This window comes from Microvirga roseola, from assembly GCF_020866965.1.
Classification (GTDB): Bacteria; Pseudomonadota; Alphaproteobacteria; order Rhizobiales; family Beijerinckiaceae; genus Microvirga; species Microvirga roseola.
The window spans coordinates 90,038-112,245 of sequence record NZ_JAJATX010000002.1 but is presented as its reverse complement, the minus strand read 5'-3'; the positions used below and the strand labels follow the sequence as shown (position 1 = coordinate 112,245).

Here is a 22,208-nt window from a genome sequence, read left to right as displayed (position 1 = left end):
TGCAACCGCAGCCAAAAGACGAGTGTGGAAGCCTCGGGTGCCCGAGGCTTCCACACTGCCTCGATACCTACTCCGCCGCCTGGCGCACAGGTAGGAACCCGATGGACGTGCGCTGCGGCCCCTCCTGCTTCAGGGTGCGGACCATGTCCTCGTATTCCCGCTCCATCTCCGGCGTCACGGAAGGCCGCGTCTCCCGCAAGGCTTTCTCGAAATGGGCCATCGTCACCCTATCGGTCTCAAGGGATTCCCGCAAGGCGAGGAGACCGGCGCGGCGAGTCAGATCCTCGAGATCCGCTCCGGTGAAGCGGTTGGTCCGCTCGGCTAGCGTATCGAGGTTCACGTCATCGGCGCGGGGCATGCCCTTGGTGTGAATGCCTAGGATGTGCCTCCGGCCCTTGGCGTCGGGAACCGCCACGTAGATCAGCTCATCGAAACGTCCTGGTCGCAGGAGAGCCGGATCGACGAGGTTGGGCCGGTTGGTGGCGGCCATCACGACGACGCCCTGAAGTTCCTCCAGCCCGTCCATTTCGGCCAGGATCGTATTGACGACGCGCTCCGTCACGGCCGGCTCGCCGAGTCCGCCGCCGCGAACGGGGGCGAGGGAGTCGATCTCGTCGATGAAGATCACCGTCGGCGCCACCTGCCGCGCCCGGGAGAAGAGACGCGAGACCTGCTGCTCCGACTCGCCGTACCACTTCGAGAGCAGGTCCGACGACTTGGTCGCGACGAAGTTCGCCTGCGCCTCGCGGGCGACGGCCTTTGCGAGCAGCGTCTTGCCGGTGCCGGGCGGGCCGAAGAGCAGGAACCCCTTGGCCGGGCGGATGCCGAGACGCTGGAAGGATTGCGGGCTCTTGAGGGGAAGCTCGACTCCTTCGCGCAGCCGGGTGCGCGCCTCTTCGACGCCGCCGATATCATCCCAGGTCACGTTCGGCACCTGGATCATGATCTCGCGCAGGGCCGAGGGCTGGACGCGCTTCATGGCGTTCATGAAATCCGCCCGCGAGACCCGCAGGTTCTCCAGCACTTCCCCGGGAATCCCGTCCTTTAGGTTGACCTTCGGCAGAATGCGGCGCAGCGAATCCATGGCGGCCTCGCGCGCCAGCGCCGAGAGATCGGCTCCGACGAATCCATAGGTGGTGCGCGCAATCTCATCGAGATCCACATCCTCGCTGCACGGCATGCCGCGCGTGTGGATGGCCAGAACTTCCCGCCGTCCCGTCTCGTCCGGAACGCCGATCACGATCTCGCGGTCGAAGCGGCCGGGCCTGCGCAGAGCCTCGTCGATGGCCTCGCGCCGGTTCGTTGCGCCGATCACCACGATGTTCTGGCGCGGCTCCAGCCCGTCCATCAGGGTCAGAAGCTGCGCCACGATGCGCCGCTCGACCTCGCCCGTCACCTCTTCGCGCTTGGGCGCGATACTGTCGATCTCGTCGATGAAGATGATGGAGGGAGCTTCCTGCTGCGCCTCCTGGAAGACCTGCCGGAGCCGCTGCTCGGATTCGCCGTAGTGACGTCCCATGATCTCCGGACCCGCAATATGGAAGAAGCGGGCCTCGGTCTCGTTGGCGACGGCGCGCGCAAGCAGTGTCTTGCCGGTACCGGGCGGGCCATAGAGGAGGACGCCTTTCGGTGGGTCGATGCCGAGACGCTGGAAGAGCTCGGGATGGCGCAGAGGCAGCTCCACCATTTCGCGCACCTGATCGACCGTGTTGCCGAGGCCGCCGATGTCGTCATAGGTCACATCCGCCCGGCGGGCCTCCTTCGGCTCCTCGAATTGCGGGCGCAGCTCCACTTCCGTGTCGCCGGTCACCTGCACGATGCCGCGAGGCTGCGTCGAGACCACCACGAGACGGATCTCCTGCAGGCCATAGGCCGGAATGTTCAGGAGACCGCGGATCTCGTCGGGAAGCCGCGGGTCGATGCTGTTCGGGGAATGAACGGAGGTCGATATGACGTCTCCCGCCATGAGAGGGCGGCGGTAGAACGTCCGCTTCAGGGCATCGCCAGACCCCTGCAGGCGCAGGTTCTTCTGGGCAGGAGCAAGCACCACGCGGGTAGCCGGACGGAGCTCGGCCTTCTTCACCTCGACATAATCGCTGCTGCCGACGCCCGCATTGACGCGCTGCAAGCCGTCGAGACGGATGATGTTGAGGCCTTCGTCCTCGGGGTACGGTGCAATCGCCAGGGCCGTGGTGTGCCGCTTGCCGATGATCTCGATAGCTTGGCCTTCCTGGATCCCGAGCTCAGAAAGCGTCTTCTGACTGACGCGGGCAATGCCGTGCCCTGAATCTCCCGGGCGAGAATTCGCCACCTGCAAGCGTACAACCTGTCCGTCCTCGGCCACGGTCTGTCCTCCATGATTGCATTGCCGGCCCGAGCTGCAGGAACAGGAGGGGACGCCCTCGGGATTCCGAAACTCTGCCGGCTGAAGCTTTACAGAATAAGTTCAGGACCGCGCGCGGCCCGGAGCATGAGGACAAACGCTGCGCTCTCCTCTTTGTTGCGGCCAAGTCACAAGCTGGGCCGGCCGGCGTTGCGCCTGCTCCCATCCAGCCGGATGATTGCCACGGAACAAGAGGAACAGGCGACCGGTTCTACAGCCAAGTCACTGCATCACACCAAACGCACGAGGCGGATCGAGCTTGAGAACCGTTCCACACATGCTCTCAGAAACATCTCAGCTCTTCCGGACTGCCTTCGCCGGGTGGTGGAGCGACCGCGCCATGAGCCTAGGCGCGGCCATTGCGTTCTTCACCGTCTTCTCTCTCGCTCCCATATTGCTCGTCGCCATCGCCGTTGCCGGCCTCGCCTTCGGGCAGGAAGCGGCCCAGGGCGCCATCGTTTCCGAACTCGGCGGCCTGCTGGGCGAGAGGGGCGCTACGGCTCTCGAGGCGATGATCGCCAGCGCCAGGAATGTCGGATCGGGCATCGTCGGCACGACGGTCGGCATCGTGACCTTCCTTCTCCTGGCGACCGGAGCCATTGTCGAGTTGCAGGACGACCTGAACATCATCTGGAAGGTGAAGGCGCCTGCAAGTTATGGCATCGTAGACTTCCTGCGCACAAGGCTTAGAAGCCTGACGCTCGTTCTGGGCATCGGCTTCCTGCTCCTCGTCTCCCTCGTCTTCGATGCAGGGCTATCGGCCATCAGCAACTATCTCGAAGCCGGGTTTGCCGACACAGCCGTGGTGCTGCAGACGATCAACAGACTGGTCTCGTTCTCGATCTCCGTTCTCCTCTTCGCTATGATCTTCAAGCTTCTCCCGGCCGTCTGGCTTACATGGAGCGATGTCATCACGGGCGCTCTGGTCACGGGCGTTCTCTTCACCATCGGCAAGGTGCTGATCGGCTACTATCTCGGCCAGAGCAATGTCGCATCGAGCTATGGAGCCGCGGCATCGATCATCACGATCCTGCTCTGGATCTACTATTCTGCCCTGATCCTCCTGTTCGGGGCAGAGTTCACGAAGGCCTATGCGGAGAGCCGGGGCAGCCGGAGGAAAAAGAAAGTGAGTCCTCCATGAGAAAAGCGGGCCCTGTGGCCTGCTTTTCGGTGATTCGTGATGCCGCTGGAGGCTATTCGGCGGCCTCTCCCATGGCGGGCTGCGTCGGAACACCGCGCATGCCGCCCAGGACCTCCTCGGCCGAGGCCTTGTAGTTCTTCACCGAACTGGTCCACTGACCCCAGACGGTCGAGTCGATCGTATCGCCGTTCTTGCCGAGGTTCTGGAGGCGGCGCTTGTCCACGTCGGTCAGCACCTGCTTCGGAAGCGGCTCCAGTTTGCGCACATCATCGGCGGTGATGCCGATCATCTCGCCCACCCGGTTGCCGTAATCGTCATGGACGAGCAGGAGATGCCACACCATACGCTCCTGCACATCGCGCTCGCACTGGCCGAGCAGCGTGCCCATGTTGTGGACCAGATCGTCACGCTCCCAATCCATCATCGTGCAGTAGCGGCCGCGTGCCTGGACATAGTCGTTGCGGCGGTCAATGAAGCTACGGGTCAGCCTGCCCTGGACCTCGGGCGGATTGTTCGGCTCCTCCCGTGGAGCCTCGTGCAGTCCGTTGTGAATGGACGGCTCGTAATTCACATGCGGGTTCTGGCCCGGGGCCACATCGCGGCCGAAGGACATCTGCCCGCCGTTCAGGTTGGTGGCGACCTTGGCGTTCTTGGCCTGGTTCACCGGCAGCTGCAGGTAGTTCGTACCGACCCGGTAGCGCTGGGTATCGGAATAGGAGAAGGTTCGGCCCACCAGCATCTTGTCGTCGGAGAAGTCGAGCCCGTCCACGAGAACGCCGGTGCCCATGGCGATCTGCTCGTTCTCATTGAAGTGGTCCTGAACGTTTCGGTTCAGCGTCATCACGCCCGCATGCCGCAGAGGGAAATCCTTCTCCGGCCAGATCTTGGTATCGTCGAGCGGGTCCCAGTCGAGCTCGGGATGGTCGTGATCCTCCATGATCTGGACGTACATGTCCCATTGCGGATGCTCGCCACGCTCGATGGCCTCATAGAGGTCCTTCGACGCGGTTCCGAGATCCTGCCCCTGCACCTTTCCAGCTTCATCGGCGGTCAGGCTCGCAATGCCGCATCGGGGATGGAAGTGGTACTTGACCAGCACCGTATCGCCCTGGGCATTGACCATCTTGTAGGTGTTGACGCCGAAGCCTTCCATGTGCCGGTAGCTCGCGGGAATGCCGCGCGGGCTGAACAGGTGCGTCAGCATGTGCATGGATTCGGGCGTCTGGCTCATGAAGTCGAAGATCCGGTTCGGCTCCTGGCGAAAGGTGACCGGGTCGGGCTTGAGGGAGTGGATCACATCCGGGAACTTGATGGCGTCGCGGATGAAGAAGACTGCCAGATTGTTGCCGACGAGGTCCCAGTTGCCGTCTTCCGTGTAGAACTTCACCGCGAAACCGCGCGGGTCGCGGGCGACCTCGGAGGAATCGCGTCCGCCGATGACGGTGGAGAATCGGATGGCGAGCGGCGTCTTCTTGCCGGCATCCTGAAACAGCTTGGCGCGGGTGTATTTCGAAGCCGGCTCGTCGCCGATCTTGCCGGTCGCCTCGAACTCGCCATAGCAGACGAAGCCGCGGGCATGGACGACGCGCTCGGGGATCCGCTCGCGGTCGAAATGCGTGATCTTCTCGAGGAACTGATAGTTCTCAAGCGTAGCCGGGCCGCGACTGCCGACGGTGCGCTGCGACTGGTTGTTGGTGATCCGGTGGCCCTGGCGGTTCGTCAGAACCTGCTCCGATGATCCTCCCGAAGAGGTCGCGCCGGAGCGGGATTTCTCGGATTTCTTGTCCATGGCTATCTCCTCGAGCTTGCAGCCTTGAGCCTGATGGTTCGAAGCCAACATCCGGTGCGGACAATGGTTTCGCGAGGTCAGGCGGATGCGGCGAAAGGGGATACCTGATGCAGGCGCAGAAAAAGGAAATAGGCCCTACAGGAATGCGCAGGTATGCGTCCAGAGGCAGGCAAATGACGGCCTTTCGCTGACACCATGTTTCAGCCGAACATGCGGTCGCCTTGCTCGTCGATGATCTGCCTGCCCTTCGCAACGGCAAATGCGGCGGCGGCGTCCTTGCTGGCGTGGGTCTCGGCGCGAACGAAGCGATGCTCCTTCACGCTGCCCTCGAAATCCTTCTCGATCACGCCCGCGGTCTGATACTGCCCTCTTGAAGGATAGGGAGCGGGGCGAATGCGGAAGCCCTTGTACTCTACCGCTTCGGCTGCAGGCTCCGCCGCAACCCGTGCCTCGCCAGAATTCGTGAGGCGGCTCCAGAGGCTTTTGAAGATCGAGGACATGGCGGCAATCGAGTTCCTGGAAGGATGGGATGACGCGCGGCAGAGCCGTGCAGCGGCAGCACTATATTCACATTCTCGTTGGATCGCACCCTTTTCCCTCGGTAGGGGGCGCGAACTGCTTCCTCACCGCCGCGCAAGCCCTTGACCGCTTGCGGCGACAGCGCAAGTCTGGACCACAAGGCCTCCGTTCCGATATTGCAGAGCGTCAAGCCATGAACCGTCCTCTGTTTGCACTCTGTCTTCCCGCCTTCCTCCTTGCCGGCGGCATCGCCTGGGCTCATCACGGCTGGGGAAGCTACGACGCCTCCCGAAAGCTGACCATCTCGGGCCCGGTGCAGAAAGCCGAATGGCAGAATCCGCATGTCCTGATCGTTCTTCCGCACCAGAACAGGAACTGGGACGTCGTGCTGGCGCCGCCCTTCCGCATGAACGCCCGGGGCCTTGACCCAGACATGATCAAGGCCGGCTCCACCGTGATAGTCGAGGGCTACCCTTCCACCCGCGTCGAAGGGAAATTGCGGGCGGAGAGGATCACGGTCGGCGGCAGGACCTTCGAGCTGCGCTGACCTCCCGATGTATCTCGACCTCCTGACGGTCCTCAAAGGGTCCTGGCTCGGCCATGCCGGACGTCACTCGGCATGGCTTTATACGATCGCCAACGTGCTTCACGTGCTCGGGGCAAGCCTGGTCGTCGGGAGCATTGCGGTCTTCGACGTCAAAGTCCTGGCCGAGCATGGAAAGCACGCCTGGCAGGTCGGACGCTACGCCATCCCGCTCGCGGCAGGCGGACTGGCCCTGCAGATTCCAACAGGGATCATCCTGCTCGCGGTCGAGGCGCGCGCGCTCGGCGTCAACCCTGCCTTCTATACCAAGCTCGCCTTCATCGCCCTGGGCCTCGCCAATGTCGCGATCTTCCATGCCCGCTTCGGCAAGATGTTGCGCGCCGGCGCTCTTCCTCCCGAGGCGCGGGTTTATGCCGGCGTTTCGCTGATTGCATGGATTTTCACGCTCTTCGCCGGACGAATGATCGCCTATCTCTAGCTCGGCCCTATCTGTCGGAGGATCCCGGTATCGCGACCTGAAAACTTCGAGCGAGGTCATTCATGCGCTTGCCTCTGGCGCTGTGCACTCTTCTCACTTTTTACGGAACGGCCATGACGGCGCAGGCCTCCTCGACGGAGACGGTTGCGCAGGCGCTCTGCCGTCTCATCGAGAGATCGGCGCAGACCCAGAAGATTCCTCACGACTTTCTGACGAAGCTGATCTGGCGGGAAAGCTCCTTCCGCTCGAGGGCCATCAGCCCGGCCGGAGCTCAGGGCATCGCCCAGTTCATGCCGGGCACGGCGCAGGAACGCGGCCTGACCGATCCTTTCGACCCCGAGCAGGCGATCCCGGAGGCCGCCGAGTTTCTCTCGGAGCTTGCGGGCCGGTTCGGCAATCTGGGCCTCGCGGCCGCTGCCTATAACGGCGGCCCGGCCCGAGTCACGTCATGGCTGGCGGGGCGCAGCGAACTGCCTGCGGAAACGAGGAACTATGTGGCCGCGATCACCGGCCGCTCGGTGGAGGAATGGTCTGCCGACCTGAAGGGCATGTCCGAGGATCAGGATCCGGAAGAGGCAGACAGGAGCGACCAATCCTGCCTGCAGATCGTGACGGCCCTGCGCGTACGCGGGCTGGACCTGCCGGGCGAGACGCCCTTTGCCCCCTGGGGCGTACAGCTGGCCGGAAACTTCTCGAAGCAGCGCGCCCTCGCCAGTTTCGCGCGTGCCCGCAAGACCTACTCCTCGATCCTGGGCGATGCTCCGCCGATGATCATCGGAACGCGGCTGCGCTATCGCGGGTCCAGAACGTTCTACCGTGTACGCGCGCCTGCCGGGACGAGGCAGGAGGCGCAGCAGCTCTGTAGCCGGATCCGGAAGTCGGGCGGCGCCTGCGTCGCCCTGCCGAGTTGAGATCGGGCCTCGGGGAACGGCCCGCGCATTGAAGCGCGGGCGGTTCTCAACCTTATCGCCGTTGCGGCCGGAGCGAGCGCGCGAGCTCGCGGATCACGTTGTCCTCGATATTCATGCTGCCGGCGTCGTCCTCCGGGATCTCGGCCGGTGCGGGCTCATGGCGCTGCGCCTGCCTCCGAGGCGGCGCCTCGCTCGCCTGCGGAGGCGCAGGATTGCGCGGGGCGGCTGCGGGCTCGGCAGGTTTTCTCAAAGCAGGTTGCGAGAATGTGCGCGGAGCGCCGTAGCGGTTCTCCAGCGTATCGAGCAGGCTGTTGAGAGCGGCGTTGGAGATCGGAACTTCGGGGAGCTGCGGCAGTCCCTCCAGGGCAATCGAGCGGCTCTGGTAGGCAAGCTCGCCCGTCACATCCGGGCCGAACCAGGACAGGGGCCGGAAGTCCCTGGCTTCCTCCTCACTCTCGAACTCGACCGTGATGAGATCGAGCGGCCCCGGCGTGACATAGCGCAGGAGGTGAATGTCGCGAGAGCCGACGGTCAGGTGCGTCAGAAGGTAATCGACCTTGCCGGGCGTGACGTCGAGCAGAGCCTCTGCATGGGTGCGTGGCACCTCCGTCCGCTCCTCGATGGGGCCGTCGGGTCCTGCATGGACGAGGACAAGGCTGCCCTTCTCACCTTCGACGATGACATAGGAGCTGCGATCGGCCTGGTTCGGGAAGTGTCCCTCGGTGACCCGATTGCCTCCTCTTTCCTTGCGGACGAGGCGCGCAAGGGACGAAGCAATAAGATAACGTCTGAATGTACTCATATCGAGCTCTCTGCCAATCATTCGGTCAAGTGTTGCCCCTACCTAGAACCCCGCGATCCTCTTATCAATTTGAACAGTGTCTCAATCTCACGAATCCGCCACCGCTTGCAGTGGGGCCGCGAGACAGCCTGCCGGTTCTAGGATGATGGAAGTGCGTCTAGGGCGAAGCGCTAAGGAGGCCCCGATCATGGCAAGATGACGGCAAAGCGCAAGGCGACATTATCGGACAGGCCAAAAAATGCGGAACTCTGCTGCGCCCCTTGCGTGCAACCGGCCCGGTTTCAGGAGCGTTCATCACGGACGAAGAACTTACCGGAGATGATAGAGAGTGACAGGGAAGATCTTGGCGCGCATGGCAGGCTCGGCGCTGATTCTGCTGAGCGTAACCGCCCCCACAGCGGCGGCGACTTTCGACGGCCCCTGGCGTGTTGAGATCAAGACACGGCGCGGCGGCTGCGATCCGCTCTACAGATATTATGTGGTCGTCGACAACGGGCAGGTTCGCGTCCGGTCCATGTCGGGTCAGTTGGGTCGCGCGGCTGGCCGGATCAGCGAGAATGGGCGCGTGCTGAGCCGTATAGGCAATGCGAGCGATCCCGTCGAAATCAGGGGACGCCTCAAGCGCAGCACCGGTGGCGGCACCTGGCATGCTCCGACACGGGGCTGCTCCGGTGTATGGACGGCAGCGCGACGGTAGTGGGCATGGGCCGGGAACCGCGGGCGTAGCCGTCCGTTGCTCTCTCATGGGCATTCATGAGTTCAACCCGAGTGACATCTGTAGACGAGCGCTCGCCCTGCCGATTGGTTTGGCCGCGTGCTGCTCGCTCATGATCGGGATCGCGATGCTCAATCCCGCCGCGGCGCAGGATGCCCGGTGCGGTGACTCGGTCACCGTTTCTCGCGGCGACACCCTATCGAAAATCGCGCGCCGCTGCGGCACGAGCGTTGAGGCCATGCTCGGCTCAAATCCGCATATCCGAAATCCCAACATCGTGCCGCTCGGCGCTGCGCTCAATGTTCCAGGACGCGAGAAGACGGCCGATCAGGAGGAACCGGTACGGGCAGATGGAGCCATCGAAGTCAGTATAGTTGAGACGGAGACGGGGAATCGCGTTCTCATCACGGCCTCCGGCCTTCCACCGCGGACGCGGGTCTGGATCAAGAGCGGCCGCAGCCAGTCAGCCGATCAGCACCTGGTTCTCCGCGGCGCCAGAACGGACGGCGAAGGCCGCCTGCGCGCCAGACTTCGTTCACCGCAATGGAGCGGGACGAAATCGGTTCGGTACAGCATCGCGGTGCCTCAGACCGGAGCAACGCTCGTGTCCACGCCTCTCAAACGGCCCTCCGCGCGCGCGGCCGGCAAGACCCGCTGATATCTCCCTATGCGCGGCTCATTAACCCTGAAGAGTTGCCCACCCTGATGCGAACGCAGGTCAAGATCACCAGCACCGATCGGTGTGGAGCGGAGCATGGCTGAAATCATCGCCCTCGAGAGCGTCAGGAAGAGCAGAGTGACACGCAATGTGGAAGCTTCTTCCGGTCGCGCCGCTTTGGGGAAAAGCCGTCTCGGAAATCGCGAAGAGGCCCCCGACTTCCCCAGCTCGCGCCCCTTCGTTTCGGGAAACATGAGCGACCTGTTCGAACACGCCAACGCGGTCGCCACGCGATATTACGACGGCGATCCCAAGGTGCCCGGCATCGTGGCGGCGAAATGCATCGAGCTTCTCGAAGCTCTCTCGGATCACGCGGAACCCGAGTAAGGCCCCACCGCTTCTCCTCCCACATATCCGCAGCCGGTATTCGGCGCGGCGATGTCGATGGAGAGCACGGTGACGGGCAAAAACGAGAACGAACGCAGCAAGGATTCCGACCTCGCGAATTCGAGCCTCAGCAGCAGTCGGCGGCCCGCCGGCACCGGGCGCGAGGCAGCCGGTGCCGGCTCGAAAGGCCGTGCGCCGGACGATCCGCCCGCGCCCGACACGAAGTCGCCGGATCAGCAGATTCCGAAGCGGTAGAATTCCCGCTTCGGTTCGGACGCCGACCCGTCCTCCTGTCCGGGCCTTACTCGCTCGACTTCGTCTTCGGCACGTAAGGCCCGTTTCCGTCGAAGGTGTAGGCAGTCTTCACGGTGGTGTAGAATTCCTGCGCATAGCGCCCCTGCTCACGGGGACCGTAGGACGAGCCTTTACGGCCGCCGAAAGGCACGTGGTAGTCGACGCCTGCGGTGGGCAGGTTCACCATCACCATGCCGGCCTCGGCACTGCGTTTGAAATGGGATGCATGCTTTAGGCTCGTAGTGCAGATGCCCGCAGAAAGGCCGAAGGGCGTGTCGTTGGCGATCTCCAGCGCCTCGTCATAGTCCCGCACCCGCGTCACCGTCGCCACCGGCCCGAAGATCTCCTCGCGCGCGATGCGCATGTTGTTGTCCACCTCCGTGAACAGGGCCGGCGAGAGGTAGAAGCCCGGATTGTCCCGGTTGAGCAGCTCGCCGCCCGTGACGAGCTTTGCGCCCTCCTCCTGACCGATACGGATGTAGCGCAGGTCCTGATCGAGCTGGTTCTGGTCGACCACGGGACCGATATGGGTGCCCGCTTTCAAAGCGTCGTCGATAACCAGCCCTTTCATGCGCTCGGTGAGCGCATCGACGAAGCGGTCGTGAATGCCGCCGGTCACGATCAGCCTCGAAGAGGCCGTGCAGCGCTGCCCCGTCGAGAAGAATGCGCCGTTGAGCGCGCAATCCACCGCCACGCCGAGATCCGCATCGTCGAGCACGATCATCGGGTTCTTGCCGCCCATCTCGAGCTGGATCTTCTTCATCGGATCCGTCGAGATGCAGGTCTGGGCCACGCGGCGGCCCGTGGGCACCGAGCCCGTGAAGGAAATGGCGGAGACCTTCGGGCTCTGCAGCATCGCCTCGCCCACCACGGAGCCCTTGCCCATGACGAGATTGAACACGCCGGCGGGAATTCCGGAGCGGCTGATGATCTCGGACAGCGCATGGGCGGAAGCGGGCACCAGCTCGGCGGGCTTGAACACGACCGTGTTGCCGTAGGCGAGCGCAGGAGCGATCTTCCAGGCCGGAATGGCGATGGGGAAGTTCCAGGGGGTGATGAGGCCGATCACGCCCACCGGCTCGCGGGTGATCTCCACATCGACCAGGGGACGCACGGAAGGCACCTTCTCGCCAGCCATGCGCAGGCACTCGCCAGCGAAGAACTGGAAGATCTGTCCGGCGCGCACCACCTCGCCGATGCCTTCGGGCAGGGTCTTGCCTTCCTCGCGGGAGAGCAGGCGTCCGAGCTCCTCCTTGCGGGCGATGATTTCGTCGCCGATCATCTTGAGGCTGTCGTGCCGGCCCTGGATCGAGGAGCGGGACCAGGCAGGGAAGGCGTCATAGGCAGCCGCAATCGCGCGCTCGGCTTCCGCCTTGCCGGCGCGGGCGAACTCGCCCACCACGTCGTTTGTGTTGGAGGGATTGATGTCCGGCGCAGCCTCGGAAGCCGCAATCCATTCCCCGCCAATGTAATTCTGCGTCATCATCGATCTCCTGTCTTGATCAGTCCACGCCGCGCCAGATCGGCCATGAAGGCGCCAATGCCGTAGGTCCAGGGCTCGCATTCCGAACTCGACTTCATGCGGTTGACGAGCGCGCCGAGCTTGGGCGCTGCGATGGTCACCACGTCGCCGGTCTTGTGGGTAAAGCCCATTCCCGACTCGTCGCGGTCCTGCGTCGGCGCGAACATCGTTCCGAGAAAGAGCGCAAAGCCGTCGGGGTACTGGTGGTGAGGGCCGACCGTCTGCGCAACGAGGTCCTCCGGATCGCGGCTGATCTTTGTGATCGAGGACGACCCCTCGAGCCTGAAGCCGTCCTCGCCTTCCACCGTCAGAGTGACATTGGTCTGGCGCACGTCGTCGAGAGAGAACGTGTCGTCGAAGAAGCGGATGAAGGGCCCGATGGAGCAGGACGCGTTGTTGTCCTTCGCCTTCGAAAGAAGGAGCGCGGAACGCCCTTCGAAATCGCGCAGGTTCACGTCATTGCCGAGGCTTGCGCCGACGATCCGGCCTTCGGCGGACACGATGACGACCACCTCCGGCTCCGGATTGTTCCAGGTGGATTTCGGATGCAGGCCCGCATCCATGAAGGCGCCGACGGCGGAGAGCGTCGGAGCCTTGGTGAAGACCTCCGCATCGGGACCAATTCCGACCTCGAGATACTGGCTCCACGCGCCTTGCGCCACGAGCACGGCCTTCAGGTCCATGGCCTCACGCGAGCCTGGTTTGAGCCGGCTCAGGTCGTCGCCCACGAGACGGGTGACCTCGGCGCGAATGGCGGCCGCCGCGCTGGCATCGCCGCGAGCCCGCTCCTCGATGACGCGCTCCAGCATCGAGACTGCAAAGGTGACGCCCGCCGCCTTCACGACCTGAAGGTCAGTGGGGGCGAGCAGCCAGGGTTTCGATGCATCCCGGCTATCGGCCGGCGTGTTGGCCATGATCTCCTCGAGGGAGCCGATCCGCTCTCCCGAAGCCGACCTCAAGGCGCCTGCGGGATCGACCGTGGCGGCAAGCCCGCTCATGGTCGGGCAGGACGACGAGATGTCGAAGACCCCTTCCTCACGAATGGCCACCACGGAAGGCCCAAGGCCCGGTCGCCAGACGCGCCCCGCAAGGGCTCCTCGAAAGCCGTCGACAGGCAGGATCTTGGCAGGCTCGTTCAAAGGGAGGGGTTTCATGGGCTGCGCTCACTCCGTTCGGGGCAATCCTGCCCTCTTTTCGTTGTGGTCCTTCATGATCGATATAGCGGCCAGAATGGAAGCGACTACAGGAAAATACCGATATCCCGTCCGAATCGGCCTCACAGGGCGCCAGGCCCTTGAGCAGGATCAATGATGGCCCGGATTCCCTCTCTAGTCTGCAGAGACCGAAACTTAAGTCGGGCAGGCCGATGAGTCTCTCGGAACAAGGGTCGTCCCGTTTTGTTGCGCAACCTGATTGCATTGTTGCCAATGGCTTGAGCGGAGAGCCGCTTCTGTCTTCGCTCGAACGGGAGGTCTGTCTCATGTCCGATACGCCATCTCCATCCGACCCTAAGCCCAATGTTCCCGATCCCCAGCCCGTGCACCCGGATCCGGGGCCGCCAGGGGTTCCAAGACCTGAAGAGCCGCTGGGCGTCCCGCCTAGAACGCCCAGTGAGGTCCCCAACCCGACGGAGCCGCTCGGTATCCCCGAAACGGGACCGCAGGAATTGCCGGTCAGGCGGCCTGGCTCACAGCCTTAGAGCTGGTAGGAGACGCCTGTGCACTCGGGAACTTCCCTCCCCTTACGGTGCTCTCTATAGGCATGCGACGGGCATCTTCCCTTCATGGATTACGGTCGAACAGAGGAAATGCAGCATGAATGACGACAGCCCCGCGGACGCGGCCAATCTCCACTCGCCGTCCTACCGCCTCGCCGTGCTCGACCAGGATTTTCTGCTGGGCGACTCCATGCGCGGGGTTCGATTCCAGCTGGAATACGCCAAGCCCGAGGAGCATCTGCGCAATTGGGGCGTGCGCTCGACAATCGTGGTCTTTGGAAGCGCGCGCGTGAAGGAGGATGGGCCGGGGCGCCAGGCCTTTTGGTACAAGGAGGCGCGCTCCTTCGGCGCCATTGCCTCGCAGCGCGGCGGGGCCCTCATCCACAATCGCAGCGTGCGCGACAACGTCATCGCGACGGGTGGCGGCCCGGGGATCATGGAGGCGGCGAACAGAGGGGCTGCCGATGTCGGCGCGCCCTCCATCGGCTTCAACATCACCCTGCCGCACGAGCAGGCGCCCAATCCCTACTCGACGCCGGAGCTCACCTTCCGCTTCCACTATTTCGCGATGCGGAAGATGCACCTGGCCATGCGGGCCAATGCGCTCGTGATCTTTCCCGGAGGCTTCGGCACCCTGGACGAACTCTTCGAGATTCTCACCCTCCGCCAAACCGGCAAAGCCCCGCCCCTGCCGACCGTCCTGTTCGACCGGGGCTACTGGCGCTCGGTCATCAACTTCGAGTCGCTTCTGGAACACGGCATGGTGAGCGAGGAGGACCGTAAGCTCGTCCATTTCGCGGAAAGCGCCGAGGAGATCTGGCAGACCCTGATCGACAACGGGCTCGTCGCGCACGAGAGCTGAGCGGAATATCGACAATTTCCTTGATCAGGCTCAAAGCGAAGGTCCGGGACCTGCATCAATTTCCTCGCAAACAGGGAGGAATGTGATGATTGAGAACCTTAAAAGCATCCTGATCGGCTTCAGTCGCGCCGACAAAACGCCGTCCTCGGCCATTCGCTACGGCCTCGGGCTGGCGCGGCAGGCCGAGGCCCATGTCTCGATCTGTGCCCTATCGCCTGAAATGGCCGTGACGCATGCTTTCATCAGCGAGGTCGCGACGCGGCTGGTCGAGGAGAAGAACCAGCGCCTGAAGGAGCTCGCCCGCGAGCTGGCTGAGCAGTCGCGCCAGGATGCCCTGGCGCAGGGGGTGCCGTGCACCACCGAAGTGATCCATGACAATTACGCCGTCCTGGCGTCCCGCTTCGCAAAGCGGACCCGCATCCATGATCTGACGCTCTTCGATGCAGATCCCGATGCCATGAGCCTCGGCCGCGGCCTTCTCGAAGAGGCGATGTTCAATGGAGGGCGGCCGGTCCTGACCGTGCCCGCAGGCTGCGACACCTTCAAGATCGAGAATGTCATGGTGGCCTGGGACGTCAGCGCCAAGGCCGCTCGCGCGGTCAATGATGCGCTTCCGTTCCTAAAAGCGGCGAAGCAGGTGGAGATCGTCTGGGTGTCGGGTGAAAAGGACCTGTCCCGGTCTGTCTCCGGCGCGGATCTGGCGCCGCATCTGGCGCGCCACGGCATCAACTGCTCGGTGAAGGAACTGCCGGTGCAGAACGGCGATGCGGGGGAGACGCTGCGCTCCCAGGCGGGCCTGTTCCGCGCCGACATGACCGTGATGGGCGCTTTCGTCCATTCCCGCCTGCGCCAGCTGGTGCTGGGAGGCGTCACCCAGTCGATGCTCAAGCACAGCAAGGTGCCGCTGCTTCTGTCCTTCTGAGCAGCATCATCGGACCGGAGCCGGTCACTCTCACTCGTCGGTCGCTTCGAGCGCGAAGGAGATCTTCGCGTTCACGCGATAGGACCGGATTTCGTCGCCCGCGACGGACCGACTGCGAGGCGATCCTGACGGCGCGCCTCGCGGCATCCTCCCAGCTCTGGTCGGACTCGGCCAGGACCTTGATCACCTTGAGCAAAGCCATGGCAACCTCCTGTCTCTCAGGGGAGGTTACCAAGGATGAGGGCCTTTGTGCATGCGAGGGAGCGCTCCGCTCGAAGATGTGAACGGAGCGGCCCGCGCTGCTTTCTATTTCTGCTGGATCAACTCCAGATAGGCGATCACGTCATTGACCTGACCCGGGTCGAGCTGGAACTCCGGCATGGAAGGATGGCCCGTGATGATGCCTTCGGCCAGGGACTCCGCCAGATTCTCGATGGGATATATCTGGCTCAAGGTACGGAAGGGTGGGGCCTCGCTCAGAGGGCTTTCGCCAAACCGTCCGATGGAGTGGCACATCGCGCAGTGCGTCTGCACGAAGGTGAAGCCACGCTGAGCGCGCGGCTCCTGCGCCTGTGACGGCGAGGCGCTCAGGGCGAGAGCGAGAGCGGGAATCAAGAAACGCCACATGCTTCAAGCGCTTTCCACGGTTTCGACCGGCTTGAGCTGCCGGACTGCGACCACTTGGAACGTATGGAGCTTCTCGTCCTCATCCTGAATCGAGACATATTCGCCCATGACGAACCGGTGCCTGTTGAGACGATAACCCGCTTCGTCGTCGATTGCGCGTTCCGGATCGTAGTCGATCACCCAGGTCGCTCCGCCCGAGCCGCCGGGCCTGTGGACCAGAAGACCGTAGCGGTCGAATTCATCCGGCCAGAACCGCCGCACCCGGCACTTCGCCCGCGCGGCTTTCCACGCGACAGGGCCGAGCATCCCCTCGGCGTCAAGCGGAGCCGTGATCTCATAGCCGTGCCGGGCGCTCCCCTCGGGATATTCCTTGATGCGGGCGAGATGAAGCGTGATCTGGTAGAGCATCGTGTCCTCCCAATGGACTGAGCTGTCGTTTCCTTGCTCAAGCATCGGGAGATTTGCCCATCGGAACCTTGATCCTGATCAAGCGGCCGTCAGCCGCCGGATTCCGCCCCTTCCTCAAGAGCCCGGCGCAGGCGCCGGAGGAGCACGGCCTTGGTCCGCCGGTCGGCGGCGGCGTCCAGCGCCGCATCGATATCGAGAAGCAGCTTGGCGTAGTCGTTGTGCCAGTCCTGCCGCCCGGCCGATGCGGGGGCCAGCCGGTGCTCATGGCCGTCCATCAGCTCGGCCCTTTCGCCGCTCAGATCATAGATGTCGTCGATGTCCGGGATGATCGGGCGGCCGGAGGGCGAGAGCCCTTCGAGGGATGCCTGCAGGGCATTCAGGGCCGGCTCCTCGCCATGGCTGAGGAAGATGCCGCGCCGGACGGGCAGGCGCTCCGAGAGCCAGGCCTTCAGCTCCGGCCCATCCGCATGGCCGGAATAGAGATCGAGGGTGCGCAGCCTTGCCCTGACCTTGATCTCCTCGCCCTGGATCCTGACCTGGGAGGCTCCGTCCTGCAGGATACGGCCGAGGGTTCCTTGAGCCTGGAAGCCGACGAAGAGAACCGTCGCCTCCTCCTTCCACAGCCATGCCTTGAGATGATGCCGGATGCGGCCCGCCTCGCACATGCCGCTCGCCGCGATGACGATGTGGAAGCTGTGGATGCGGTCGATGGCCTTGCTCTCCTCCACGCTCTCCGTGAAGCGGACCCAGTTCGATTCGAGCGCCTCGACGAGGTCGCGCCCGTTCCGCAGCTCGCCCGCATGCTTCCTGAAGACGGAGGTGGCCTTGGTCGCCAGGGGCGAGTCGATGAAGACCGGGATATTGGGCAACTCGCCCGCTTCCATCAGCTCGCGCAGGTCGACCAGAAGCTCCTGGGCTCTTTCGACGGCAAAGGAGGGAATGAGCAGGACCCCGCTCGGGCGGATCGCCGCCTTCACCTCGTCGCGGAGCATGCGCCTACGGCGTTCGATGGTGATGCCAGCCCGGTCCGTGTCGCCATAGGTCGATTCGAGGACCACGTAGTCCAGGTCCCGCGGCCCGTCGGGATCCGGCTGCAGGAGCTTGTGGTCCGCTCCCAGATCGCCCGAGAACAGGATGCGGACCGGCCTTTCCGCCTCGCCCGACTGCACCTCCATTTCGATGGAGGCGGAGCCTAAGAGATGCCCGGCATTCCAGTAGCGGGCGCGAAAGCCTGGAGCGACGGGCTGCCATTGGCCGTAAGGCACGGGGCGGAACTGCTCGAGGCAGGCCGTGGCGTCCTCGGCCGTGTAGATGGGCGAAACCGTCGGCCTTCCGCGCCGATTGTTGCGGCGGTTGAGCTGTGTGACCTCGAGCTCCTGGATATAGCCGGAATCCGGGAGCATGAGGGAGGCGAGATCGCAGGTTCCGGCCGTGGCATAGACCGGCCCCTCGAAACCCGCCTTCGCCAGCTTCGGCACGAGGCCGCTGTGGTCGATATGCGCATGGGTCAGGCAGAGCGCGCTCAGGCTCGACGGGCGGAAGGGGAAATGGCGGTAGTTCAGCTCCTTCTCGGTCTTGGAGCCCTGGAACATGCCGCAATCGACGAGCACGCGGGCCTGGTCTGTCTCAAGCAGAAAGCACGAGCCCGTTACGGTCCGGGCGGCGCCATAGAAGTGGAGGCGAAGAGACAAGGGGCCCTCCTTTCGAAAAAGAGCATTTCTTCCGGCTACATTGCACTAACATGCGCCCGCGTCGAGTGGCCAAGCTTGGCCCGATCCTGCGCTTGACGAGGATCACCCATGACATCACGCGCCCTCTTGCAGGACCGAGCCGAGAGCCCGAGCATGACTGCCTCCCGATCGGCCGATCCAGGATTGCAGATTGAACTCCTGCAGGAGCGGCGATAACGCAGTTGCTCCATGAACGGATCTCAATCCTCACCCATCGCTCCGGCCTCGACCGGACACGGCGTCTCTTTACGCGAGGCCTTCCATGTCTGGCTGCGGGTTGCGGCCCTCAGCTTCGGCGGGCCTGCGGGGCAGATCGCGGTGATGCACAGGATCCTGGTGGAAGAGAAGCGCTGGGTGTCCGAGAGCCGTTTTCTCCACGCCCTCAACTACTGCATGCTGCTTCCAGGGCCCGAAGCCCAGCAGCTCGCCACCTATATGGGCTGGCTCATGCACCGGACCCTCGGCGGCCTCATGGCAGGCGGTCTCTTCATCCTGCCGGGCGTTCTCGCCATCATGGCGCTGAGCTGGATCTACGCCCTCTACGGCAATGTCGGCTTCGTCGCCGCCCTCTTCTTCGGCCTGAAGGCCGCCGTGCTCGCCATCGTGCTGGAGGCCGTGATGCGGATCGGCCGGCGCGCGCTCAAGAACCGCGTGCTGATCGGCATCGCTGCGGCCGCTTTCGTGGCGATCTTCTTTCTGGACGTGCCCTTCCCGCTCATCATCCTGTCTGCCGGCATCATCGGTTTTGCCGGCGCAAGAGCGGGCCTGCCTCAGTTCGTGGTCGGTGGGCAAGGCAGGGCTGGAGAAGCAGACGACAACCTGCTTGGGGAGGAGCTGCCGGCCCATGCCCGACCGGATACCGCCCGCAGCATGAGGATTGCGGTTCTGTGGCTCGCACTCTGGCTCACGCCTGTTCTCGTCCTCGTCCTCACGCTCGGCGCAGGCGATGTGTTCGGCCAGATCGCCATCTTCTTCTCGAAGATGGCGATGGTCACCTTCGGCGGCGCCTATGCGGTTCTGGCCTATGTGGCGCAACAGGCTGTCGACACCTACGGCTGGCTTCGTCCCGGCGAGATGCTGGACGGGCTCGGCATGGCCGAGACGACGCCGGGCCCGCTCATCATGGTGCTGCAATTCGTGGGCTTCATGGCCGCCTTCCGCGATTCCGGCATGCTCCACCCGCTCGTGGCGGGAACATTGGGCGGCCTGCTCGCCACCTGGGTCACCTTCGCGCCCTGCTTCCTCTGGATCTTTCTCGGCGCACCCTACATCGAGACGCTGCGCGGCAACCGATCCTTGGGCGGGGCTCTCACCGCGATCACGGCAGCGGTGGTGGGCGTGATCCTCAATCTTGCAATCTGGTTCGGCATCCACACGATCTTCGAGGAGACACTCGGCGTCGCATGGGGGCCGTTCGGCTTCGATGCGCCCGTCTGGGCAAGCGTCGATCCGTGGGCGCTGCTTCTGTCGGCGGCAGCCCTTGTCGCCATGTTCCGCTTCAGGATCGGGATGCTTTTGACGCTCGCCGGGACATCCGCTGCCGGCATCGCACTCTACGCCATCGGCGCAATCGGCTGAGGTGGGACGATAGGCCGTCCCGCCTCAAGTCCGTCGTCAGGTCACGGACGAGATCTGCCCGCCATCGACGCGCAGGATCGAGCCTGTCATGAAGGAAGCCTTCTCACTCGCGAGGAACACGGCTGCCGCCGCGAACTCCTCGATCTCGCCATAGCGGCCTGCGGGAATGCCGGCGCGGGCGGCGGCGGCCACGTCCTCCACCGAGCGGCCGGTGCGTTCCGCATTGGCGGCATCGAGCTGCTTCAGGCGGTCGGTCGCGATGCGGCCCGGCGCAATGGCGTTGACCGTGACGCCCGAGGAAGCCACCTCGTTGGAGAGGGACTTGCCCCAGCCGACAAGGGCGGGCCGGATCGAGTTGGAGATGGCGAGGTTCGGGATCGGCTGAACCACGCCGGACGAGATCACCGAGATGATGCGGCCGAACTTGCGTTCGATCATGCCAGGCAGGAGATGATCGGCGATGCGCACGAGGTTGACGAACATTGCCTCAAAGGACTGACGCCACTGCTCGGAGGAGACGCCCTGCGCCTTGCCCGGAGGCGGGCCGCCGCTGTTGAGGACGAGGATGTCGACGCCGCCGAATGCATCCGTCACGTCCTTTGCGAGCGCATCGATCTGATCCGTCTTGCCCGTGTCGCAGACGAACGCGAGAGCGCCGTTGCCGATCCTGTCGGCTGCGGATTTCGAGCCCTCCATCGTGCGGCTGGCGATGGCGACGCGGGCGCCCTCCTCCGCCAGTCCCTGGGCGATGCCGAAGCCCAGTCCCTTGCTTGCGCCGAGGACGAGCGCGCGCTTCCCCTCCAAACCGGTTTTCATTCTGTCACTTCCCCTCGTGTCACGAGCGCTCGATGCGCTCCATCAGCCAATCGATATCCGCGATCGTCTCCGGGCTCAACTTGGGTCCCGGCTTGCGCAGGGTGTCGGAGCCGATGATGCCGCGCTGCTTGAGCACGTACTTGCGCACCGCCAGTCCCACGCCCGGCTGCGTCTCGTAGCGCACCAGCGGCAGGTGACGGTCGAAGAGATCGTGCGCTTCCTTGCGCTTGCCCTCCTTGATGAGATTGACGACGCCGACCAGCATCTCCGGATAGGCATAACCCGTCATGGCTCCGTCGGCCCCGCGCTCCATCTCGAAGGGCAGGAACAGGCCGCCATTGCCGCACAGGATCGAGACCCGGCGCGCCTGACCCGCATCGCTCGCGCGGCGGAGCGTCGTGATCTTGTCGAGCCCCGGCCAGTCCTCGTGCTTGAGCATGACGCAGGAGGGGTTCTGCTCGATGATGCGCATGACCACCTTCGGCGTCATGACCACATTGGTCGTGAGCGGGTAATCCTGGATTACGAAGGGAACGTCCGAGCCGATGGCCTCGACCGCATCGGCATAGTAGTTCACGATCTGGTCGTCGGCCTTGAGCGTCGAAGGCGGGGCGATCATCACGCCCGCCGCGCCCGCATCCATCACCTTGGAGGAGAGGGCCGACATGGCGGCGAAGCCCGGAGCCGAGACGCCGACGATGACCGGGACGCGGCCCGCCACCGTGGCAATGACCTGACGGGCGAACGCAAGCGCCTCCTCGGCCGTGAGCTTGGGGGCCTCGCCCATGATGCCGAGGATCGTCAGTCCCGTGGCGCCGGCCTTGAGGAAGGCCTCGACCATCCGGTCGGTCGAGGCGGTATCGAGACGCCCGTCGCTCTCGAAAGGCGTGGGGCAGATGACATAGACGCCGGCGGCGGAACTCGTGAGCAAGGTCGTCTCCTTGGCGAGGTCGAAGGAAAGGCTGTTGCCCCTCCATACACCCGCTTTGGCCCGAGCGCACGGGTCATCTGCCCCGATTCACCGGCGGATCGCGCAGGGCAGGGTTGAAGCGGAAGGCAGGCCTAGAGCCGTTTCCCTTTGCATGGAATCGGCTCTCTCCTTTGCTGTGCCGCATTTTTGACAGCGAACCGGATCCACTTCGCCGAAAAATGCTCTAGTGCTTCTTCTTGCCCCCGCCATCCTGCTTGTTGACGGTCGCCCAGGCGCGCCGCTCGGCTTCCTTTTCCGAGACGCCGCGGCTCTCGTAGGATTCCTCGATATGCTCGGCCTTGCGCTTCTGCTTCTCCGTATAGGCGGACTTGTCGCCGCGAGACATGGCGCTCTCCTCTTCGCTTCAACCACGAGGCCTCCGGCAGGAGGCCGTTCCTGTGGACTCAACCGAGCCGGGAGGGCCTTGTTCCGCAA

Annotated in this window: 24 protein-coding genes; 11 read left to right on the top strand and 13 right to left on the bottom strand. The window is 64.1% G+C overall.

The features are described from left to right. Positions 1-67 precede the first annotated feature (67 nt). A complete protein-coding gene (locus LG661_RS01910) occupies positions 68-2,344 on the bottom strand; it encodes a CDC48 family AAA ATPase (protein WP_230530173.1) in 2,277 nt (758 codons plus the stop codon). Positions 2,345-2,723: 379 nt separating this feature from the next. On the opposite strand from LG661_RS01910, the gene LG661_RS01905 reads away from it, so the two are divergent. Continuing rightward, on the top strand, positions 2,724-3,524 hold the full coding sequence (locus tag LG661_RS01905) for a YihY/virulence factor BrkB family protein (RefSeq protein WP_230530172.1): 801 nt from the start codon (positions 2,724-2,726) through the stop codon (positions 3,522-3,524). 52 nt (positions 3,525-3,576) lie between these two features. Here LG661_RS01905 and LG661_RS01900 read toward each other — a convergent pair whose 3' ends face one another. After that, complete coding sequence (locus tag LG661_RS01900; RefSeq protein WP_322098829.1) at positions 3,577-5,313, bottom strand: catalase; 1,737 nt, start codon at positions 5,311-5,313, stop codon at positions 3,577-3,579. A gap of 200 nt (positions 5,314-5,513) precedes the next feature. Further along, a complete protein-coding gene (locus tag LG661_RS01895; protein WP_230530171.1) occupies positions 5,514-5,813 on the bottom strand; it encodes an HlyU family transcriptional regulator in 300 nt (99 codons plus the stop codon). A gap of 212 nt (positions 5,814-6,025) precedes the next feature. Between LG661_RS01895 and LG661_RS01890 the strand changes: the two genes are divergently transcribed. The 3 genes from LG661_RS01890 to LG661_RS01880 all read left to right on the top strand — a co-directional run bounded on the left by LG661_RS01890 (position 6,026) and on the right by LG661_RS01880 (position 7,765). Next, positions 6,026-6,379 (top strand): DUF6152 family protein, encoded by a 354-nt coding sequence (locus LG661_RS01890; RefSeq protein ID WP_230530170.1) that lies wholly within the window; start codon positions 6,026-6,028, stop codon positions 6,377-6,379. A gap of 7 nt (positions 6,380-6,386) precedes the next feature. Further along, positions 6,387-6,854, top strand: a complete 468-nt coding sequence (locus tag LG661_RS01885; RefSeq protein ID WP_230530169.1) for a hypothetical protein — start codon at positions 6,387-6,389, stop codon at positions 6,852-6,854. Between the two features lie 62 nt (positions 6,855-6,916). Then, positions 6,917-7,765, top strand: coding sequence for a lytic transglycosylase domain-containing protein (locus LG661_RS01880; RefSeq protein WP_407666615.1), 849 nt, complete (start codon positions 6,917-6,919; stop codon positions 7,763-7,765). Positions 7,766-7,817: 52 nt separating this feature from the next. Here the strand turns inward: LG661_RS01880 and LG661_RS01875 are convergent, their stop codons facing one another. After that, positions 7,818-8,567, bottom strand: coding sequence for a CYTH domain-containing protein (locus LG661_RS01875; RefSeq protein ID WP_230530168.1), 750 nt, complete (start codon positions 8,565-8,567; stop codon positions 7,818-7,820). A gap of 328 nt (positions 8,568-8,895) precedes the next feature. Here LG661_RS01875 and LG661_RS01870 point away from each other — a divergent pair, with 328 nt between their 5' ends. The 4 genes from LG661_RS01870 to LG661_RS01855 all read left to right on the top strand — a co-directional run bounded on the left by LG661_RS01870 (position 8,896) and on the right by LG661_RS01855 (position 10,582). Further along, positions 8,896-9,264, top strand: coding sequence for a hypothetical protein (locus LG661_RS01870; protein ID WP_230530167.1), 369 nt, complete (start codon positions 8,896-8,898; stop codon positions 9,262-9,264). Positions 9,265-9,409: 145 nt separating this feature from the next. Further along, the gene (locus tag LG661_RS01865; RefSeq protein ID WP_230530166.1) at positions 9,410-9,940 is read left to right on the top strand and encodes a LysM peptidoglycan-binding domain-containing protein; all 531 of its coding nucleotides are present in this window, start codon (positions 9,410-9,412) and stop codon (positions 9,938-9,940) included. A 96-nt stretch (positions 9,941-10,036) separates the two neighbouring features. Then, complete coding sequence (locus tag LG661_RS01860) at positions 10,037-10,327, top strand: hypothetical protein (RefSeq protein ID WP_230530165.1); 291 nt, start codon at positions 10,037-10,039, stop codon at positions 10,325-10,327. A 69-nt stretch (positions 10,328-10,396) separates the two neighbouring features. Then, positions 10,397-10,582 carry a hypothetical protein gene (locus LG661_RS01855; RefSeq protein WP_230530164.1) on the top strand — a complete coding sequence of 62 codons (186 nt, stop codon included), beginning with the start codon at positions 10,397-10,399 and terminating at the stop codon, positions 10,580-10,582. Positions 10,583-10,628: 46 nt separating this feature from the next. On the opposite strand, the gene LG661_RS01850 is transcribed toward LG661_RS01855, so the two are convergent. Together LG661_RS01850 and LG661_RS01845 are read right to left on the bottom strand one after the other, a co-directional pair. Next, entirely contained in the window at positions 10,629-12,107 is a 1,479-nt protein-coding gene (locus LG661_RS01850; protein WP_407666614.1) for an aldehyde dehydrogenase family protein, read from the bottom strand. After that, positions 12,104-13,297 carry a fumarylacetoacetate hydrolase family protein gene (locus LG661_RS01845; protein WP_230530162.1) on the bottom strand — a complete coding sequence of 398 codons (1,194 nt, stop codon included), beginning with the start codon at positions 13,295-13,297 and terminating at the stop codon, positions 12,104-12,106. Before LG661_RS01845 ends, LG661_RS01850 begins: the two co-directional genes overlap by 4 nt. A 660-nt stretch (positions 13,298-13,957) precedes the next feature. On the opposite strand from LG661_RS01845, the gene LG661_RS01840 reads away from it, so the two are divergent. Both LG661_RS01840 and LG661_RS01835 read left to right on the top strand, forming a co-directional pair. Continuing rightward, positions 13,958-14,722: an LOG family protein gene (locus LG661_RS01840; protein ID WP_230530161.1), complete on the top strand. Its 765-nt coding sequence runs from the start codon at positions 13,958-13,960 to the stop codon at positions 14,720-14,722. Between the two features lie 85 nt (positions 14,723-14,807). Then, positions 14,808-15,644: a universal stress protein gene (locus LG661_RS01835; RefSeq protein ID WP_230530160.1), complete on the top strand. Its 837-nt coding sequence runs from the start codon at positions 14,808-14,810 to the stop codon at positions 15,642-15,644. On the opposite strand, the gene LG661_RS25325 is transcribed toward LG661_RS01835, so the two are convergent. The 4 genes from LG661_RS25325 to LG661_RS01820 form a co-directional block, all read right to left on the bottom strand. Next, a complete protein-coding gene (locus LG661_RS25325) occupies positions 15,607-15,846 on the bottom strand; it encodes a dodecin domain-containing protein (protein WP_407666613.1) in 240 nt (79 codons plus the stop codon). The two genes, LG661_RS01835 and LG661_RS25325, sit on opposite strands and share 38 nt — an antisense overlap. A gap of 104 nt (positions 15,847-15,950) precedes the next feature. Next, positions 15,951-16,271, bottom strand: coding sequence for a c-type cytochrome (locus LG661_RS01830; protein ID WP_230530159.1), 321 nt, complete (start codon positions 16,269-16,271; stop codon positions 15,951-15,953). Positions 16,272-16,274: 3 nt separating this feature from the next. Beyond that, a complete protein-coding gene (locus tag LG661_RS01825) occupies positions 16,275-16,679 on the bottom strand; it encodes a hypothetical protein (protein WP_230530158.1) in 405 nt (134 codons plus the stop codon). Positions 16,680-16,768: 89 nt separating this feature from the next. Next, on the bottom strand, positions 16,769-18,370 hold the full coding sequence (locus LG661_RS01820) for an MBL fold metallo-hydrolase (RefSeq protein WP_230530157.1): 1,602 nt from the start codon (positions 18,368-18,370) through the stop codon (positions 16,769-16,771). A 228-nt stretch (positions 18,371-18,598) separates the two neighbouring features. On the opposite strand from LG661_RS01820, the gene chrA reads away from it, so the two are divergent. After that, positions 18,599-19,987 (top strand): chromate efflux transporter, encoded by a 1,389-nt coding sequence (gene chrA / locus LG661_RS01815; protein WP_230530156.1) that lies wholly within the window; start codon positions 18,599-18,601, stop codon positions 19,985-19,987. Positions 19,988-20,023: 36 nt separating this feature from the next. On the opposite strand, the gene LG661_RS01810 is transcribed toward chrA, so the two are convergent. The 3 genes from LG661_RS01810 to LG661_RS01800 all read right to left on the bottom strand — a co-directional run bounded on the left by LG661_RS01810 (position 20,024) and on the right by LG661_RS01800 (position 22,119). Continuing rightward, the gene (locus tag LG661_RS01810; protein WP_230530155.1) at positions 20,024-20,803 is read right to left on the bottom strand and encodes an SDR family oxidoreductase; all 780 of its coding nucleotides are present in this window, start codon (positions 20,801-20,803) and stop codon (positions 20,024-20,026) included. 19 nt (positions 20,804-20,822) lie between these two features. Next, the gene (locus tag LG661_RS01805) at positions 20,823-21,734 is read right to left on the bottom strand and encodes a dihydrodipicolinate synthase family protein (protein WP_230530154.1); all 912 of its coding nucleotides are present in this window, start codon (positions 21,732-21,734) and stop codon (positions 20,823-20,825) included. Between the two features lie 223 nt (positions 21,735-21,957). Next, positions 21,958-22,119 (bottom strand): hypothetical protein, encoded by a 162-nt coding sequence (locus LG661_RS01800; protein ID WP_230530338.1) that lies wholly within the window; start codon positions 22,117-22,119, stop codon positions 21,958-21,960. Between the last annotated feature and the right edge of the window lie 89 nt (positions 22,120-22,208).

What these genes read in the sequence shown, in the direction of transcription:
- LG661_RS01865 (WP_230530166.1), top strand. Translation starts at nt 9,410, where the DNA reads ATGCTCAATCCCGCCGCGGCGCAGGATGCCCGGTGCGGTGACTCGGTC.
- LG661_RS01840 (WP_230530161.1), top strand. Translation starts at nt 13,958, where the DNA reads ATGAATGACGACAGCCCCGCGGACGCGGCCAATCTCCACTCGCCGTCC.
- LG661_RS01895 (WP_230530171.1), bottom strand. Translation starts at nt 5,813, where the DNA reads ATGTCCTCGATCTTCAAAAGCCTCTGGAGCCGCCTCACGAATTCTGGC.
- LG661_RS01890 (WP_230530170.1), top strand. Translation starts at nt 6,026, where the DNA reads ATGAACCGTCCTCTGTTTGCACTCTGTCTTCCCGCCTTCCTCCTTGCC.
- LG661_RS01885 (WP_230530169.1), top strand. Translation starts at nt 6,387, where the DNA reads ATGTATCTCGACCTCCTGACGGTCCTCAAAGGGTCCTGGCTCGGCCAT.
- LG661_RS01850 (WP_407666614.1), bottom strand. Translation starts at nt 12,107, where the DNA reads ATGATGACGCAGAATTACATTGGCGGGGAATGGATTGCGGCTTCCGAG.
- LG661_RS01835 (WP_230530160.1), top strand. Translation starts at nt 14,808, where the DNA reads ATGATTGAGAACCTTAAAAGCATCCTGATCGGCTTCAGTCGCGCCGAC.
- LG661_RS01900 (WP_322098829.1), bottom strand. Translation starts at nt 5,313, where the DNA reads ATGGACAAGAAATCCGAGAAATCCCGCTCCGGCGCGACCTCTTCGGGA.
- LG661_RS01810 (WP_230530155.1), bottom strand. Translation starts at nt 20,803, where the DNA reads ATGAAAACCGGTTTGGAGGGGAAGCGCGCGCTCGTCCTCGGCGCAAGC.
- LG661_RS01825 (WP_230530158.1), bottom strand. Translation starts at nt 16,679, where the DNA reads ATGCTCTACCAGATCACGCTTCATCTCGCCCGCATCAAGGAATATCCC.
- LG661_RS25325 (WP_407666613.1), bottom strand. Translation starts at nt 15,846, where the DNA reads ATGGCTTTGCTCAAGGTGATCAAGGTCCTGGCCGAGTCCGACCAGAGC.
- LG661_RS01905 (WP_230530172.1), top strand. Translation starts at nt 2,724, where the DNA reads ATGAGCCTAGGCGCGGCCATTGCGTTCTTCACCGTCTTCTCTCTCGCT.
- LG661_RS01880 (WP_407666615.1), top strand. Translation starts at nt 6,917, where the DNA reads ATGCGCTTGCCTCTGGCGCTGTGCACTCTTCTCACTTTTTACGGAACG.
- LG661_RS01860 (WP_230530165.1), top strand. Translation starts at nt 10,037, where the DNA reads ATGGCTGAAATCATCGCCCTCGAGAGCGTCAGGAAGAGCAGAGTGACA.
- chrA (WP_230530156.1), top strand. Translation starts at nt 18,599, where the DNA reads ATGAACGGATCTCAATCCTCACCCATCGCTCCGGCCTCGACCGGACAC.
- LG661_RS01800 (WP_230530338.1), bottom strand. Translation starts at nt 22,119, where the DNA reads ATGTCTCGCGGCGACAAGTCCGCCTATACGGAGAAGCAGAAGCGCAAG.
- LG661_RS01830 (WP_230530159.1), bottom strand. Translation starts at nt 16,271, where the DNA reads ATGTGGCGTTTCTTGATTCCCGCTCTCGCTCTCGCCCTGAGCGCCTCG.
- LG661_RS01875 (WP_230530168.1), bottom strand. Translation starts at nt 8,567, where the DNA reads ATGAGTACATTCAGACGTTATCTTATTGCTTCGTCCCTTGCGCGCCTC.
- LG661_RS01845 (WP_230530162.1), bottom strand. Translation starts at nt 13,297, where the DNA reads ATGAAACCCCTCCCTTTGAACGAGCCTGCCAAGATCCTGCCTGTCGAC.